The organism is Neomegalonema sp. (assembly GCF_028688855.1).
In the GTDB taxonomy this organism is placed as follows: Bacteria; Pseudomonadota; Alphaproteobacteria; order Rhodobacterales; family Rhodobacteraceae; genus Neomegalonema.
Window position 1 is genome coordinate 73,998 of record NZ_JAQTXI010000011.1, and the last position, 16,970, is coordinate 90,967.

General features: G+C 70.8%; 8 protein-coding genes. 4 read left to right on the forward strand and 4 right to left on the reverse strand.

Annotation, left to right across the window (positions count from 1 at the left end; translation table 11 throughout):
• Positions 1-174: 174 nt before the first annotated feature.
• The 4 genes from PHN62_RS10120 to PHN62_RS10135 form a co-directional block, all read right to left on the reverse strand.
• Complete coding sequence (locus PHN62_RS10120; protein WP_300149913.1) at positions 175-6,330, reverse strand: hypothetical protein; 6,156 nt, start codon at positions 6,328-6,330, stop codon at positions 175-177.
• A gap of 281 nt (positions 6,331-6,611) precedes the next feature.
• Positions 6,612-9,593, reverse strand: a complete 2,982-nt coding sequence (locus PHN62_RS10125; RefSeq protein ID WP_300149915.1) for a hypothetical protein — start codon at positions 9,591-9,593, stop codon at positions 6,612-6,614.
• A 308-nt stretch (positions 9,594-9,901) separates the two neighbouring features.
• Positions 9,902-10,399, reverse strand: a complete 498-nt coding sequence (locus tag PHN62_RS10130; protein WP_300149918.1) for a hypothetical protein — start codon at positions 10,397-10,399, stop codon at positions 9,902-9,904.
• 93 nt (positions 10,400-10,492) lie between these two features.
• Complete coding sequence (locus PHN62_RS10135) at positions 10,493-13,411, reverse strand: hypothetical protein (RefSeq protein WP_300149921.1); 2,919 nt, start codon at positions 13,409-13,411, stop codon at positions 10,493-10,495.
• Between the two features lie 296 nt (positions 13,412-13,707).
• Here PHN62_RS10135 and pyrF point away from each other — a divergent pair, with 296 nt between their 5' ends.
• The 4 genes from pyrF (at position 13,708) to PHN62_RS10155 (ending at position 16,970) form a co-directional block, all read left to right on the forward strand.
• Positions 13,708-14,445, forward strand: a complete 738-nt coding sequence (pyrF, locus tag PHN62_RS10140; protein WP_300149922.1) for an orotidine-5'-phosphate decarboxylase — start codon at positions 13,708-13,710, stop codon at positions 14,443-14,445.
• A 208-nt stretch (positions 14,446-14,653) separates the two neighbouring features.
• A complete protein-coding gene (locus PHN62_RS10145; RefSeq protein ID WP_300149924.1) occupies positions 14,654-15,322 on the forward strand; it encodes a glutathione S-transferase family protein in 669 nt (222 codons plus the stop codon).
• 2 nt (positions 15,323-15,324) lie between these two features.
• Positions 15,325-16,512, forward strand: a complete 1,188-nt coding sequence (gene queG / locus PHN62_RS10150; RefSeq protein ID WP_300149926.1) for a tRNA epoxyqueuosine(34) reductase QueG — start codon at positions 15,325-15,327, stop codon at positions 16,510-16,512.
• Entirely contained in the window at positions 16,509-16,970 is a 462-nt protein-coding gene (locus tag PHN62_RS10155; RefSeq protein WP_300149927.1) for a hypothetical protein, read from the forward strand. Before queG ends, PHN62_RS10155 begins: the two co-directional genes overlap by 4 nt.

Below are 16,970 nucleotides of genomic sequence, written 5' to 3' on the forward strand. Positions count from 1 at the left end.
CGCGCCCTCGGCGCGCGGGACCCCATCCTTTGGTATTGTATTAGGAACGATTCTCCGCGCATCAAGGCGCCGCACTGCGGAAAACCCGTCCGGCGAGGCCGGACGGGTCGTTCTGGGGCGGTTTTTCGAAGGTCGAACCGTTTCGGGACGCGAAATCTCCGAGGCCGGGCCTCTTCAGGGCGCCGCGAGCCAGTTGAACAGATCCTCGTCGAACTTGATGTTGACGCGCATGTAGACGCCTTCGCGGTTGTAGCCCTGAGGATCCAGATCCTCTTCGCGGAAGCCGCTGAAGTTGTAGCCCACGCCGAATTCGACGTTCTCCGTGGCCGCGTAGTTGAAGCCGAGCCCGCCCGACCAGCTCGTGCTTGCGCCCCATCCGGCGGTCAGGGCGCCGCCCCGGCCCTCCAGGGCGAAGCGGTCGGTCAGGCCGTAGAGCACCCGGACGTCCGCGAGCCCGACCTCGCTGCGGTAGCGCGCGCCGTCGAAGCGCTGGTCGGTGAAGCGCAGGCCCAGGCGGCCCGAGACTTGCAGTCTGTCGGTCGCCTGCGTGTTGATGTGCGCCGCGAGGATGTGGTTCAGGCTGTCCTCGCGCAGCGCGGAGGCCGTGCGTTCGTATTCGGCTTCGTAATAGGCCAGCACATGGGTGCGGTTGTTGGTCGGGCGGAAGGCCAGGCCGAGCCGCACATGCGCCCGATGGCTGCTGAAGCCGGTGTCGGGCAGACGGCCTTCGTAGCGCGCGGCCGAAAAGAGGGTCAGCTCCTCGGTGGCGCGGCCGACCAGCGCCGCCGTGGCGCCGAAGGTCCAGTCCTTGTCCTGGACGCGGCTCTCCAGACGCAGGGCGCGGCTCATCGCCTGGCTGCGCTCGTCGCGCAGCGCCAGCGAGAGGGCCGCCGAATCCGGGCCGTCTCCGGCGAAGGCGCGGACGTGCTCGCCCTGAGCCTGGAGGGTCAGCTTCTCGGCCAGGGCGTAGTCGCCGCGCAGACCCACGGCGTTCTCGACGCCGCGTCCGTCGCGCGATCCGGTGAGGCGGGTCTCCGAATAGACGCGGGTGTCGGGACGCCAGTCGTTCTCCACGCCGACGACGGTGCGGCCCTGGCTGAAGGCGTCGGCCAGGCTGAGATAGCCGTCTCCCTCGGGGCCGGTGACGGTCGCGTCGTCGTTGGCGAACTCGTGCTTGACGTAGAAGGCGGTGTCGGGCGTCGCCTGGACGTCGAGGCGGGCGCTCGCGCGGAAGGCGGGCGTGTCCACGGCCCTGGCGGCCTCCAGAGTCCCCGAGACGCTGCGTCCCAGGATGTCGGTCGAGGCGCGCAGGCCGGTGGTGACGAAGGTCTGTTCGGTGCGCTCCGCGCCGGTCTCGGCCTGTTCGTGGCGGACGCCGAGGCGCCCTTCGACCGGCCCGAAGTTGCGGCGCAGCTCCGCTTCCGCCGAGGCGCGCCAGTTGTCCTCGACCAGATCGGCGCTGTAGACGCCCTGAGCCCGCAGCTCGGCCAGATCGCCCAGAGGGCCCTGGACTCCGGCGCGCGCCTCCATGCGGCCCGAGGAGACCGAAGCGCTTTCGCCCTGGAAATCGGCTTCGGCGCGGCCGAAGCCGCCGTCCGCGCGCCATCCGCGGCCCAGCTGCGCCTCGCCCTCGACGAGCACGGCGGTTCCGGTCGCGCCGGTGTCGGGATTGCGCGACCAGGCGCCTTCCGCCCGGATCCGGACGTCGTCGTCGGGGCGATATTCGGCGTAGACGGCCGCGAGGCGGTTGCGCTCCTCGGGATCGTCCACGTGGCTCCAGGCGCCGCCCACGCGCAGGCCTTCGGTCAGCTCGCGCTCGATGCGCGCGCCCGCCACGGTGTAGGCCTCGCCTCCGGACTCGCCCTCGTAGATCGCCTCGATGTAGACGGGGTTCAGGTCGTCGTCGAGCGAGGGGACCGGCGAGAAGAAGTCGAGGCGGCCCGAGTCGTAATCCAGCGTGAAGTCGGAGCCGCGCCGCACCTCGCGCCGCGAGAGCAGGATTCCGGGGTTCAGCCGGTCGCGCACGATGATCGACAGCCGCTCCGCGCCCGAGCGGATCGGCGCGCCGGGCAGCTGGTAGCCCATCGCCAGGCCGAGGCCCTGGATCTCGATCCTGCGGGTGGAGGCGTCGGGCCGGGCGGCGAAGACCTGGGCGCGCCAGCCCTCGCCTTCGTAGGTCGCGTTGACGCCGGTCAGGTTGCGGCGCAGGCCGCCGAGCTTGAGGTCGTTCTCGGCGTCGGTGACGAAGTCGCCCCACATGCCCATGAAGCCGCCCTTCTCGAGGCGCACGTAGAGCGGGCTGCGGGCCTGGGCCTCGTAGCCGGTGACGGAGCCGTCGCCGTAGACGGGATAATAGGCGTTGGGGTCGAGATCGCGGAAGAGCTTGTCGTCCTCGGTGCGCGAGCTGTCGTAGAGCAGGGTCAGCAGGGCGTCGCCGCGGATCTTGCCCTTCAGGAAGACCGCGCCGCGCGCGCCGATCTCGTAGGACTCGCCGTAATCGTCCTCGTCGTCGATGGCGCGCAGGCTCTCGGGGATGCGCCATCCGCGTCCGGCGAAATTGGCCTCGAAGGCCAGCAGGCCGACGCCCATCAGGGGGCGTTCGTCGGCGGAGAAGCGCAGATCGAGTTCGGCCTTGCGCTTGTCGTCGCTTTCGGCGGTCACGCGCACGGGGCCCGGCCGCACGGAGCTGGCCAGTTCGACCCGAGCCACGCCGTCTTCGAGGCGCACCTGAAGGCCGCGCGCCTTGCCGTCGAGATCCTGGGTCATCCAGGCGCCGTCCTCGGCGTGGAGCGTCGCGAAGGAGACGCCCTCCACCGGGATTCCGGCGTCGTCGGTCAGCTTGAGGGTCAGCTGCGCGAGGCTGCGGCCGCCGTCGGCGGGCAGCGAGGAGCGGTCGGAGACCAGCGCCAGCCGCGCGGGCGCGCCCGGACGGCTCGCCGTGGTCGTGGCGAGGACGCGTTCGTTGCCGAACTGGTCGCGGCCGCGGATCTCGATCTGGTTGGGGCCGGCGGTCAGGCTCACGCCGTACCAGGCGACCAGCTCGGCGCGGGCGGCGGGATTGCGCAGCCGCTCGCCGAGCTGGCTTTGCGGCACCGCGACGCCGTTGACGTAGAGCGTCGGTTCGGCGTCGGCGCGGATGGCGGCCATGAAGCGGCCGTCGCGGCTGATTCCGTCCTTCGGCCAGAGCCAGCGGCCTTCGCGGCCCATCTCGGCGGTGAGGCTCTGGACGGCCTCCTCGCTGCGGGGCATCGAGGCGCGGGCGGGGATCTGCTCGCGGGCGCTTTCGGCGACCTGGGCCTCGCGGCGTTCGAGCAGGGGCGAGTCGGCGCGCAGATCGCCGCTCAGGCCGCGTCCGACGTCGCCGTCGCCGCGGGCGCGGGCGCGCAGGTCGGATTCGAGGTCGCGGACCCGGGACTCGAAGCGCACCGCCTCGTCGAGCTGGCGCTCGATGCGCGGCTGGGCGGAGTCGGTCGCGATCTCGGACCAGAGCGCCTCCATCTGGGCGCAATCGGCCACGAGGTGGAAATCGGCGCGCGCGAGGTCGCCGAAGCGCAGGTTCACGAACTGCGACCAGCCGCCCGTCGACAGCACGCTGCGCGGAGAGGCGGGCGCGAGGCCGCGCGGGGTGGTCTCGCCGTCGAGGCGCGCCACATGCGGGCCGCTCTGCACGCCGTAGAGGCTGAAATAGCCGCGTTCGTCGGTGACGGCGTAGACGCCGGTCTCCAGCCAGACGCGCGCTCCCGCCAGAGGCCAGACGCGCGGACGGACCAGGGTCCCGTCGGAGCGGGGCAGGCGCAGGGTCCCGAGTCCGGCGTCATCGAGGCCGAGGGCGTCGATCCGGTCGGGCAGGCGCTCGCAGGCCGAGACCACCGCCACGCGGCCGATGAGATAGTTCTCGTCGCTGATCGGGCCCTTGTTCTCCAGCTTCACGCGCGCCCGGGAGACGGCGGAATCGACGCGGGTGGCGTCCGGACGCAGGCCTGTGGCCCAGGCCGAGTTGAGGAGATCGCCCGAAGCGCCCGCGCCCACGCGCATCACGTAGCTGACGCTGCGCGTCTCTCCGGCGGCCATCTCGCCCAGACGGAAGAGGTTGGCGTTGGGCGCCTCGAAGCTCCAGGCCTCCCGGGCGGGCGCGGCGCCGTCGATGCGCAGGCTGCCGGGCGCGAAGGAGAGTCCGCGGGAGGCCTCGTCGCGCAGCACCGTCCCCGAGAGCAGGCGGCCGGTGCGGTTCTCGATCTTCACCTCGTAGCGCAGGAAGTCGCCGACCTGGGCCGTGGAGGCGGAGACGGTCTTCTCCACCCGCAGCCCCTGGTCCACGATGGGCGCGGCGTAGAGGTCGAGCGGAATGTCGAGGCCGCCCAGATCGGCGCCATGGGCGCTCAGACGCGCGGCCGCGACCTGGAACACGGCGTCGCGGCCGCAGCCCAGCGCGAAGGCCGGATCCACCACCCGCCCTGAAAAGGGCGTCGAGGCCACCAGCGCCAGAGAGGGGAAGACGTGATCCTCCTTGGCGGCGGTCACGCAGTAATCGCCGACCGGCAGGCCCTGGGGCAGACGGAAGAGGCCCTGGGCGTCGCTGACCACGGACAGCCCGGAGGCGGCGGAGGAGGACCGCGCCAGAGCCGCAGGCGCGCCCGGCGTCTCGACGCGCGAGAAGGAGACTTCGGTGTCGGGCAGGCGGGCGGCCGTCGGGGTCGAGCCGACGAAGGTCACGCCGCCGCTGTCCACCAGAGCCTCGACCTGGAGCAGGTCCGAACAGCCCGCCGCGGAGATCTTCGCCGTCAGACGGCTGCGCAGGCCGCTCTGCAGGGCGCAGGAGGCGGAGTCGCCCGTCTGGCAGATCAGGCTGCGCCCCGAAGGCGCCTCGCGCTGGATGCGCGCGGCCTCCTCCATGGCGTAATATCCGGAGCGTCCGGGAACGGGAGTCAGGCGCGCGCGGATCATGTCGCCGGTCGATTCGTCGGAGATCTCGGCCAGGAATTCGTCGACCAGAGCGGCGGCGGCGGGCGCGCGCAGGATCAGCGCGGCCTCGGAATCGCCCGTCAGAGGCGCGCCTTCCGGGGTGAAGTAATAGAGCGCGCTCCGGGCCTGGTTCAGCGCCGACTCCACCGCCGAAGCCTCGAAGCCCGCCAGAGCGAAGGCGCCGTTCGCCTCGGCGAAGCAGGCGCCGGGCGTCACGGGCGCGCAGGGCGCCGCGCCGGAGAGGTCGAAGGAGCCGTCGAGGCGGCCGTCTCCCTCGGCGTCGAAGACGGCGGGCGTCGAGGCGAAGCTCGCGAGCCGTCCGGCGCTCAGGGCCTGAAGCCGGTAGGTCATGCGCGCCTCGGCGCCCGAGGCCAGCACGCCCTCCGGCAGGAAGAAGCCGATGCGGGTCGGGCGCTCGACGCCGTTCCAGGCCGCCCAGGAGCGCCAGACCACCGCCGCGCCCTCGCCGAAGCCGAGCAGCGCATGGGAGCCCGAAAGCGAAAGCTGCGGCGCCGAAGCGACGGGGAAGGCCTCGCGCGGAAGGACGTCCTCGATCATCGCGCCGCGCGTCGAGCCGCCGTCCACCGGAAAGGCGCGGACATGAGGCGCGAGCCGGTCGATTCCGGAGGCCCCGAGCAGGATGGAGAACTCTCCGCCCGGCGGAATCGCCGCCGAACAGGAGGCCGCGAGGCTCTTGGTCAGCCGGGCCGCGCCGGGCCGCGCGACGGTCACCATATCCCGCACCGACGCGATCTCGCGGACCGTGGCGTCGGGATGCGGGTCGGAGATCCGGACGGAGATCTCCGGCCGGATCGTCGCGCCGAGGGGGACGCCCCGGGGCACGACGCCCACGAGCAGGATCGTGACGGAGTTGTCGCCGGTCTCGGGCAGGCGGATGGGGCTGTCCACCACGAGGTCGCCCGCGCTCCACTTGCCGTCCCGGTCGAGGTCGAGGGCGAAGAAGGGGCTCTCCAGGCGCCATTCGCCCAGGAAGGCCGGAGACCCCAGCGCGTAGGAGCTGGGCATGTTGCCGGTGTTGGTCAGGCTGTGGGGCAGCGCGACGAGATCTCCGGGCATGGCGCTCAGCGGAGCGAGCTCCCCGAGAAGCCCCGTCTGCACGCCCCGCACCCGCAGAGAGGCGAAATTGCTGGCCGTGCGGAGCCGCTCGGCCGAGCCCGGATGATTGTAGTCGGCGAAGACCTGCCCCCTGATCACCGTGCCCGCGGCCGTGGCCGCGGAGGCCTGCGGCGTCCGGGCCAGGGAGGCTCCGAGGAGGATCGACGCGGCCAGGGCCGTTCTGCAGGCGACGCGGAATGAGAAGAGCGTCGCGAGGGCAGGCGTCCGGGCGGCGAGGCTTTGGATTCCCATGGGGCGGAGCTTTCCATGAACGGCGGCGTCCGGAGACGCTTCGGGATCTCTGCGCCCCTGGGATGCGCGGGCGGGATCTCCACGCTCGGGGAAGGGCGCGGGGATGCTCCGCCCGCCCGGAGTTCCGGGGCGCGGGGGCCTTCGCCCGCGAAGACGCGGGCGGGGCGGCGGCGGGCGGCGGAGACTGAAAATGACCTAACGAATGAAGCCGGCCGCAGCGCGGAGCGTCGGGCCGGGGGGGAGGGGCGCGGACGCCCCTCCCTGTTGTCTTCAGGGCCGGATCACTGGATCCGGGTCGAGAAGCGGATCCGGAAGGTCTGGCCGGGCAGCAGTTCGCCGCCGGTCAGCAGGCCGCTGGCGTCGAGCGTGATGTCGCCCGAACCCGAGACGTTGAAGCCGGCGAGCGGAGGCGACGCCGCGAAGGTGCAGACCGAAGAGGTGTTCTCGAGGCAGAAGCGGCCGGTGTTGGCGACGTAGGTGGTGAAGTCGGGCACGGCGTCGCTGACGACGATCGTGTTGACCGGCTCGGTGCCGACGTTGGCGCCGACGATCTCCCAGACCGCGCAGTCGCCGGGGTTGGCGCGGGACGCGTTCTCGGTGAAGGCGCCGTCAGGGCCCAGGTCGTCCAGAGCGACGCCCGCGCAGAGCGCGTCCACGGCGGCGGTCTTGGTCAGGCGCAGAACGCCGGTGGCCACGCGGTAAGGCACGCGGGTGGTCTGGGTGGTGGCGCCGTCGGTGCCCGAGAGGGTGACGGTCACGCGCTGGTCGACCGAAGCGCTGGTCGGGGCCTGCACGTCGATCCAGACCGGGATCTCCTGGCCGGGGGCCAGAGGCACCTTGCCGCCGTTGACGAGATTCACCGAGGTGGTCGTGCCGTCCGGATTGCGGACGAAGACCGGGGAGCCGTCGGGGATGGTCTCGAGCGCGCGGTCAGGCACGCCGTCGCCGTTGGTGTCGACCCAGATCGTCGAGCCCCAGGAGGGGTCGGAGCTGGCCACCGTCAGGTCGTATTCGCCGGGCGTGTTGCCGGTGTTGGTCAGGGTGTGGTCGGTGCGGCTGGCGGCGCCCGGCGCGATCGGCTGCTCGTCCTTGTCGGCCGAGAGCTGATAGCGGGGATCCGGCGAGACCTTCACCGCGTCGAGCTTGACGTCCGACACGCCGGTGCTCTGCGAGCGCACCGAGAAGAAGATCGGATAGGCGCCGTCGACCAGAGCGTCGAGGGAGGCGTCGGCGGAGGCGGTCTGGCTGCGGAAGTCCGCCGTGTAGTTGGCGAGGGCCTGAGCGTAGTCGCTCGGAACCTGCACGACGGCGGTCAGGGAGTAGACCCCGCCGGACTGCACCGCCGGAGTGGTGGTGATCTGCTGGCCCGCGGCGTTCAGGAACCGGACCGACCAGCCGTCGGGCAGGGCCTGAAGCCGGGAGCCGACCGCCGCGCCCGCGAACCAGCCGCCGCCCGCATAGAGCTGGAAGCTGTCGGAGACGCCGCCGAAGTTCTTGATGTGCAGCGGGAAGCTGGCCACGCCGCCGACCGCGGCGGGCAGGGTGGTGGTGGCGGTCGCGGTCGCGGCGGCCGCGTTGTAGGCGTCGACGGCGTCCCCGGCGTTCCAGACGCCCGGATTGCTGTTGGCGAGGTCGACGCCGGCGGCGGTGATCTCGCCCAGACGGTTGATCACCGTCGCGGATCTGGTCGCGTCGCCGACGGAGGTCGCGACGGTGGACGCGTCATAGGGCGTGCCCGGAGTCAGCGTGGCCGTCTGCGGCAGGATCGCGCGCACCTGGAAGGTGTAGGGAGCGCCCACGGCCAGAGTCGGGGTGTTGGGAACGCCGTCGCCGTTGGTGTCGAGAAGCTGGACGGAGCCGTTCTCGTTCCAGAAGGAGAAGAGCGTGCCCGCCGGGAAGCTGTGGCCCGCCGGAACGCTCAGATTGAAGCGGTCGGGCGAGTTGCCGGTGTTGGTGACGATGTTCTTGAAGATCACCGTCGCGCCGAGCGGAGCCGTGTCGACCAGCTGCACGCCGTCGGACGCGTTGTCGTCGTCGCCGCCGTCGTTCACGCCGTTCGCGCCGTTGACGCCGGTGTCCACGAGGGTCAGGGCGCGGACCGGAGCGGCCTCGACCTGAGCCGGGTTCGAGGGGACGGGATCCTCTTCGCCCGGAACGCCGTCGAGATCGCCGGCGGCGTAGGCGGTGTTGATGATCTGGGTGCCCGCGACGACGGTCGCCGGATTGTAGGTGACGCGGAAGGTCAGCTGGACCGAGGCGCCCGCCGGAAGCAGGGCGTCGCGGCCTTCGACGCCGACCAGAGCCGCGTCGACGACGTCGCCGTCGTTGTTGTAGTCCTGGCCGTAGGTGGTTTCGTCGATGTTGGCCACCGCGACCGCCGCGACGTCGCCGGCGTTGCCGCCGAAGCCGGTCGAGACGATGCTGCCGCCGACCAGGGTCACGCCGTCGGGCAGGGCGTCGAAGATGCGGACGTCGGTCGCGGCGCGGCCGCCGGTGTTGCGCACCGTGACGGTGTAGGCGATCTCGCCGGTCGCCGTGTTGATGACGGCGGCCTTGGTCACCTCAAGCACGGCGTCGGAGGTGACGGTCACGAGCAGGTGGTTGGCGCCCAGAGTGGTCGGGGTCGCGTCGGAATAGGCGTTGGTCTGGCCCGCCGGAGTGGTGTCGCGCACCACGCCGAAGGAGCCCGTCGCGCCCGCCGCGTCGACGGGGGCCGCGGTGATCACCGAGGCGTATCCGGCGGCCGCCGCCGCGCCGTTGGGCAGCTGGGCCGCGATCAGCAGCTGGGCCGCTTCGGCGCCGTTCAGGCGGACGAGGCTGGTCGTTCCGGCGCCCGAGGCCAGGACCGGCTCGCCCGCGTCGGCGACGCCGTTGCCGTTGAGGTCGCGGAAGACCTGGAGGGCGGTGAAGTCGCCGCTGTCGCCGGTGACGTTGGCCACCGAGATGCGGTACCAGGCCTCGCCGTTGCCCTGGTTGGTCAGGGTGTGCGAGGAGTAGACCGTCTGTCCGGCGGCGCCGGTCTTGCTGCGGTCCTGCGAGATGGTCGCGTCGTAGACCTGCTGGACGGTCAGCTCCGCGATGTTCGACTGCGCCTGATAGCTGTTGCCGCCCGCATCCTGATAGGTGGCGGTGGCCTGGTTGCGAATCACGGTGTTCGCCGCAGTGGCGGCGTGCGCTTCTTGCGCGACGCCCGCCAGAGCGATGAACGCCGTCGTCGTCAACGCCAAGGCGCGCACGCCCGGCTTGATGCGAATTGGCGTCATCTTCCGACCCTTTATTGTGGTTGGCCTCTGGAGAGCCGGAACGGCTCTCGGCCCATGGAGCCGCGCGTTTCGCGACGCAGTCTCCATGTGGGCGGATTTTACGAAGAAGAGGATTGAAACTTTGATAATCCGAGATCGATATCCCGCTCTCGAAAGATCGGTTTCCCCGGCGTCAGGAAGAATGAAACGAAAGAAGGGAAGACCTCGGGCGAGGCCTCCCCATCAGGATATTCAAGAATGGAGATCGTTCCGGCGCAGGATCCGGACGAGATCTTGTCCTCTTCTCCAGACCTGCGCCGTCTGGAGGATCAGTTCACGCGGGCGCGGTACTTGTACTGGATGGACTGGCTCGGATGGATCGGAGCGGCGTCCACCCAGCGGACATGGGTGTATTCGGCGGCGGGCACGACCACCTCGACGGTGCGGCCCTGGGCGTCCTGACGCAGGCGGCGCACCGGCTCGCGCTCCCAGCTCTCGCCGTTGTCGATGCTGACCTCGAGACGGTCGCCGCCGGGGGCCAGGGCCGAGTCCGCCACGTAGCTCATGCTGTCGGGGATCGGGCCGGTGATCACCACGCCCGAGATCGAGGCCGGAGACACGTTGGTGTAGTTGATCTGATACTCCACCACGTCGCCCGGCGCCGCCTCGGCGACCGGGGCCAGGATCTCCTGGCCGAGCGCGTCCCGGGAGACGACCATCGCGGTCAGCGAGGAGACCAGCGGCTCCGCCGGCTGGGCGAAGGCGGACGGGGCGAAGGCCAGCGCCGCGGCGAAGGCGGCCGGACGGAGAAGCACGGGGAGGGACATGGTTCGAACCTCATTCACTCGGATGCGGCGGGGGGCGCCGGGGGAGATGGCCCGCGCTTGTGGGCGGAGGAAGGCGACGATCCCGGACGCCCGTCACTGGATGCGGACCGTGAAGCGCACTTCCGCGCTCTGGCCGGGCCGCAGACAGTAGTTCTCGGGGATCAGGTCGCCGTCGATGTCGAGAGGGGCGCCGACGTCGCACGCGATGGTCGCGCCCGAAATCAGGCAGGATCCGCCGCCCGGCGGGGGTTGGCTGACGATATGCGGAGAACCTTGCAAAAGGGTGAATTCCGGCGCCTCGTCCTCCAGCCGCACGGCGCAGATGGACTGCGCGCCGAGATTGGAGGCCGTCAGGCGCCAGATCACGCAGGCCTGGGGCGGAGCGAAGACGCCGCCGGTCGCGAAGGGCGCGTCGGGCGTCCCGTCGCAGTTCATGTCCGGCGCGCCCGCCTTCTCCAGGGTCAGGGTCGTCGGGCCGACGACGGTCGTGTCCTGGACGCTGCTGGAATAGGGGCCGATCAACGATTCGGCGATGAGCGTCGCGACGTCTCGGGCCCCTTCGGGCGCCGAGCAGGGCGCGAAGACCCGCAGCCGCACCAGAGTCCAGTCGCCCGGATGCAGCTCCACGACCAGCGGGACGCTCATGCCGTTCCAGTAGAGGGAGCGGGTGATCCAGGCCCCTGCGGCCACGCTGTAGACGGAATAGGTCGCGCCGGTGGTCATGAAGAGCGGGGGCAGGTCGTGCATGGGCAGGAATTCGGTCGGCTCCTGGCCGGAGGGCCCCACCGGCAGCTCGATCACCGAGGTGAAGGCGGTCTGGTCGAGCAGCCGGAGCCGCACGGAGATCGGCGTCGTGCCGAGGTTCTCCACCTTGTGCAGATAGGTCGCCACGCCGCAGGGCGCCGCCGAGCCGCTGCGGTCGGGCGAGATCCGCAGCCCGTCGACGACCCGCAGCACCTCCAGATCGATCCGCACCACGTCCTGTCCGTTCGAGCCGCCGCCCCGCGCCGAGACGTAGAAGCTGCGCAGGCCCGGAGCCGCGTCCGGAGGAATCGCCATGGAGAGGTTGAAGCTCGCGACGCCGCCCGGCGTCGAGGGGGCGGCGGGCGTGAGGGGCCCGGCGTGCGGAAGCGCCGTCTGATCCGTCGCCGAGACGGTGGTCCGCACGATCCAGTCCTCGGGGAGCATCATGGTCATGGCCTCGTCGAGCCAGACCTCCAGCACGCCGTCTTCGCTCACCGAGCCTTCGTTGGCGAGAATCAGCGCCTGGTTCACGGTCTCGCCGGGACGCCCGGTCACGAGGGCGGCGGCCGAGTCGGCGGGATCCTGGTTCACGGCGCCGCCGTCGTTGAAGGCGGGGCCCGCGTTCACGGCGATGTCGAGCCGGCCGAACCGGATCTCGCCCAGGACCAGACGCGCCGAGGCCGTCACGGAGGGCGCCGAATCGAGATGGACCTGAGCCACGGCCTCATAAGGGCCGATGGCGACCGCCACGTCATGCGGCGGACGCGCCATGACCACCACCCGGCGCAGGCCGCCCACGGCCGTCACGCCGAGATCGTGCCAGCCGTCTCCGTCGCTGTCCGAAAGCGGCGTGACGCCGTCGGCGCGATAGAGCCGGAAGATCGTTCCGGGCGGAAAGCCCGCCGGAGCGCTCGCCGGATCCACCCGGATCCGCAGGAACTCGGGTTCGGTGGAGGCGTTCGCGGCGATCAGCTCGAAGCGCGCCGATTCGCCCACCGAGATCTGCGAGACGAGTTGCGCGCCGTTCTGGAGGCCGTCGTCGTCGCCGCCGTCGTTGAGGGCGGGATCGGCGTCCGCGCCCGTGTCGCGCAGCGTGACGGCGCGTTCGGGGGGCGCCGCGTCGATGGTGACGTTCGAGGTCTCCACGACGTAGCCGCCGTTCTGGGGATCGACGCCGATGACCTTCGCCTCGTTGTGGATCTTCGTCCCGCGCACATATCCGACGGGCGGAGTCGCGAGGAAGCTGACCCTGACCGTCGCCCCGGGGGCGAGGTCATGGCCCGCGCCGCCGAGATAGAGGCCGCCCGGATCCAGAGGATCGCCGGAGACGTCGAGGGGCGCACGGACGGGGATGGTCGGCGGATCGACGACGACCGAGCCGGGGACGTAGGTCCACTGGCCGTCGGGCAGCTCGTCGATGTGCATGTCCTCGAGGATCTGCTGGCCGCGGTTCGTCAGGGTGAGGCTGTAGCGGATCTGGTCGTCGGCGAGGCCGGGGCCGTTGGAGATCCATTCCGAGGTCTTCACCAGCTCCGGGATGGGGCTGTCCACCATGAAGATCTGGTCGGTGTTGACGTCGAAGACGCCGGAGGTCGGGGTGAAGACGAGGTTCGGCTGACAGACGAGGGCGACCGGCGTGGCGGTCTGGGCCTTCAGCTGGAGGTTGGCGTAGGCGCCGGTCATGGGCGCCCCGGGATGGGTCTCGGCGACGAGGATGAGATTCGCGCCTTCGTTGCGCTCCAGCCGGACCACGCCCGGAGCCAGGACTCCGCCCGGACCGTTGCGCTCGAAGAGCAGCTCGTCGCCGGAATCGAGCAGGAGGTCGTAATTGCGGTCGAGATAGATCCGGATGCGGCTCAGGTTCATCGTGCCGCTGCTCTCGGCGGAGACGCAGAAGGGCGTCGTGGCGTTGCCGACGTTCTCCAGACGATGGACGAAGCGCGTCTCGCCGCCGGGAACGATCATGCGCGTCTGGTTCTTGCTCAGGCGGCCCGTATGGACCGACTGCACCACCAGAGCCACCTCGTTGGTGGTGACGCTGCGTTCCTGGCCGTTGGCGTCCTCGTAGACCACCACCGCCTGATTGACGATTCGCGTGCCTCCGTCGGGGGAGGTGGAGGCCCAGTCGCCGACGGGGCCCCAGCCGCCGCCGGAGGCGGCTTGCGCCCGGGCGCCGGAGACGCCGCCCGCGCAGACCAGAAGCCCGGAGAACAGCGCGAAGGCCAGACCGCGTACGGAGATGGAGGCGAAGAGATTCGGACAGCGCATGTGGAGACCTTGTCGCCAAGGATTATGAAAAGCCGGGCGTTCAGGCTCTGGCCCGCCCCCCTCTGAAACAGCGTAGACAATGCGTCGGAGGTCTTTCGGGAGGCTTAATTTCTTACGCGGTTCAAGTCAGGCGCCGGGGGAAAGCTCCGGCCCGGGGGCCTCCTCCGCCGCCTGCTCCCGCGCGGGGCGGGCGCGGCGGTTGACCCGGGCGCGCGGGCGTGGGAGAGGGCGCCGGGTCGCCGCTCCGGCGGGCGGGCCCGGGATTCCGCCCCGAAGCTCCAGAGAGGATCGTCGTCATGCCGCAAGCCGCCGTCTCGCTCCCCGTTCCGGTTCCCGCGCGCCAGCGCCTCATCGTCGCGCTGGACGCGCCCGAACTGGAGCGTTCGCGGCTTCTGCGCAGGACGCTCGGTCCGGCGGCGAGCTTCTACAAGGTGGGGCTCGGTTCGCTGGCCCAGGGCGGACTCGACTTCGCCCGCGAGATCAAGGCCGAAGGCGGGCGCGTCTTCCTCGACCTCAAGCTCTTCGACATCGGCGCCACGGTGGAGGCCGCCGTCCGGAGCCTCGCGCGGGGGATCGCGCCGGATTTCCTGACCGTCCATGCGGATCCTCCGGTGGTGCGGGCGGCCGCCGAAGGGCGGGGCGGATCGGCCGTGAAGATCCTCGCGGTGACCATCCTGACCAGCCTCGACCGGGCGGACCTCGACTCCATGCTGATTCGCGCCGGGGATCTGGAGGATCTGGTGGTCGAGCGCGCGCGCCGGGCCTTCGCGGCGGGCGCCGACGGGCTGATCGCCTCGCCCCATGAGGCCGCCCGGCTGCGGGCTCTGCCGGAGGCGGCGGGCAAGCTGATCGTCACGCCGGGAGTGCGTCCGACGGGCGCGGACCACGGCGATCAGAAGCGTGTGGCGACTCCGGCGGCGGCGCTCGCGGCGGGGGCGGATCATCTGGTGGTCGGGCGCCCGGTCTGGGCCGCCGCGGATCCTCGCGCCGCCGCCGAAGCCGTTCAGGCCGAGATCGCCGAAGCTCTGGGCTGAAGGGCGGGCCTCCGCGAGCGGCCTGTCCTGAAGGACGACGTCCTTCCGCACCGTTGCGGCGCAAGGCGCGCTGCGGCGCTCCTGCTCTTGCCGCACCTGCGAAAAGGCGTATATGCTCGTAACTTCGACGCATAAGTCTTTCACCTTCGCCGCATGGCCGGGGCGCGAGCCTTCCGGAGGCGGTCAAGAGGGAGCCGACGCCAGCCTGATGCGCAAGCTCTACAGCTTTCCTCTCTCGGCGCCCTGCCGCAAGGTCCGCCTCGCTCTGGCGGAGAAGCGTCTGACCTGCGATCTGATCGAGGAGCGCGGCTGGGAGCGGCGTCCCGATTTCCTCATGCTGAATCCCGCCGCCGAGACTCCGGTCCTCGTGGAGCCCGACGGGCTCGTGGCCGTGGATTCCGCCGCGATCCTCGAACATCTCGAAGAGGCCTGGCCCGAGATTCCGCTCCTGCCGCTCGATCCGGCGGGCCGCGCCGAGGCCCGGCGGCTCGCGGCCTGGTTCGACGGCAAGTTCGCCCGCGAGGTCACCGCGCCCCTGACTCACGAGCGGCTGTTCAAGCGGCTCAAGGGCGAGGGGCCGCCGAACTCCGAGCGCCTGCGGATCGGCTCGGCCAATCTGCGGCATCATCTGGATTACGTCGGCTGGCTGGCCGACCGGCGCCGCTATCTGGCGGGCGAGGCGCTGAGCTTCGCCGATCTGGCGGGGGCGGCGCATCTGTCCTGTCTGGATTACCTCGGGGCGGTGCCCTGGAGCCATAACGAAGCCGCCAAGCTCTGGTACATGCGGATCAAGTCGCGCCCGAGCTTCCGGAGTCTGCTCGCCGACGCCCTGCCGGGAATCCCCCCGCAGCCGCGCTACGCCGATCTGGATTTCTGATCATGGACGCTCTCAGCCCGGCCTTCGCCCAGGATCCCGCCGCCCTTGAGGCCCTCAAGGCGGAGCTGAAGAGTCGGGCCGAGGCCGAGGGCTTCGCGGATTTCGGAATCTGCGCCCCCGACGCCATCCCCGAGGCGCCGGAGCGTCTGCGCCGATGGCTGGAGGGCGAGGCTCAGGGCGACATGCTCTGGATGAAGGAGCGCGCGGGCCAGCGTTCGGACCCCCGCGAACTCTGGCCGGAGGTCCGTTCGGTGATCATGCTGGCCGAGAACTACGGCCCCGGCCCCGGCCATGATCCTCTGAAGGTGCTGAAATCTCCGGAATGCGGCGGCGTCGCGACCTACGCCCAGGGCGAGGACTACCACGACGTCGTCAAGAAGAAGATCAAGCGCCTCGCGCGCTGGCTGGCCGAGACCACCGGCGAGGCGGTCAAGGTCTTCGTGGACACCGCCCCGGTGATGGAGAAGCCGCTCGCGGCGGCGGCGGGTCTGGGGTGGCAGGGGAAACACACCAATCTCGTCAGCCGCAAGGCGGGCTCCTGGACCTTCCTCGCGGCCATCTACACCTCGACGCCCCTGCCGCCCGACGCCCCGACGAAAGGCTCCTGCGGCTCCTGCAAGAAATGCCTCGACGCCTGCCCGACCGGAGCCTTTCCCGCCCCCTTCCGCCTCGACGCCCGACGTTGCGTCTCCTACCTCACCATCGAGCACAAGGGTCCGATTCCCCATGAGTTCCGAAAGCCCATCGGAAACCGGATCTACGGATGCGACGATTGCCTCGCGGTCTGCCCCTGGAACAAATATGCGAAGGCCGCCCATGAGATGGCCTATCGCGGCGTGATGCTGCAACGCCCCATGCTGGCGCATTTCCTCCAGATCGAGAGCGACGAGGATTTCCGCGAGATCTTCGCGAAATCGCCCATCAAGCGGATCGGGCGGGGGCGTTTCCTGCGCAACGTGCTGATCGCGGCGGGGAATTCCGGGCTGGAGGGGCTGATTCCCCTCGTCCGCGAGCGCCTCGCCGATTCCGACCCCGTGACGCGCGGCGCGGCGATCTGGGCTCTGGCGCAGCTTCTGCCGCGGCCGGAGTTCGCGGCTCTGGCGGCGACGCGCGCCCCCGACCCTGATCCCGAGGCCGAAGCCGAATGGGGCGCGGCCCTCGACGCACCTCCTGCGAATCCGGAGACATGATGCGGAGAAGACATCTTCCGACGTGGATCGCCTTGTTCATGGGCGGAGCGGCTCTCCTCCTTCCGCAGGGCGGCGCAGAGGCGCAGATTCCGCAGGCGGAGGAGGCGCAGGCGCCTCGGGTGGAGATCGAGGATCTCGGCCACCACCATGACGGGGCCCCGTCCTTGTGGATCGAGGATTGCGATCTCCTCGTGGTCTTCGGGAGCCATTCGACGGGGATCGACGGGAAGCTCTATAGCGAGATTCTGGCCTTCGTCGAAGAGGCCCCTGGCGTCGAGGGCGCGCGTCTGGCGTGGTGGGGGAGGGAGGGCGAGCGGAATCTCTGTCTGGAGGTCGCGCCGGAGGCGGCGGACAGGCTCTATGACGAGATCAGGGGCAGGATTCCCGAAGAACAGTCCGACCGCAATGGCCCGACGAGGCTGGAGCGTCGGGGCTTCGCGCCTTTTCCGCCGCGGTGA

What these genes read in the sequence shown, in the direction of transcription:
- PHN62_RS10135 (WP_300149921.1), bottom strand. Translation starts at nt 13,411, where the DNA reads ATGCGCTGTCCGAATCTCTTCGCCTCCATCTCCGTACGCGGTCTGGCC.
- PHN62_RS10120 (WP_300149913.1), bottom strand. Translation starts at nt 6,330, where the DNA reads ATGGGAATCCAAAGCCTCGCCGCCCGGACGCCTGCCCTCGCGACGCTC.
- queG (WP_300149926.1), top strand. Translation starts at nt 15,325, where the DNA reads ATGGACGCTCTCAGCCCGGCCTTCGCCCAGGATCCCGCCGCCCTTGAG.
- PHN62_RS10125 (WP_300149915.1), bottom strand. Translation starts at nt 9,593, where the DNA reads ATGACGCCAATTCGCATCAAGCCGGGCGTGCGCGCCTTGGCGTTGACG.
- pyrF (WP_300149922.1), top strand. Translation starts at nt 13,708, where the DNA reads ATGCCGCAAGCCGCCGTCTCGCTCCCCGTTCCGGTTCCCGCGCGCCAG.
- PHN62_RS10130 (WP_300149918.1), bottom strand. Translation starts at nt 10,399, where the DNA reads ATGTCCCTCCCCGTGCTTCTCCGTCCGGCCGCCTTCGCCGCGGCGCTG.
- PHN62_RS10145 (WP_300149924.1), top strand. Translation starts at nt 14,654, where the DNA reads ATGCGCAAGCTCTACAGCTTTCCTCTCTCGGCGCCCTGCCGCAAGGTC.
- PHN62_RS10155 (WP_300149927.1), top strand. Translation starts at nt 16,509, where the DNA reads ATGATGCGGAGAAGACATCTTCCGACGTGGATCGCCTTGTTCATGGGC.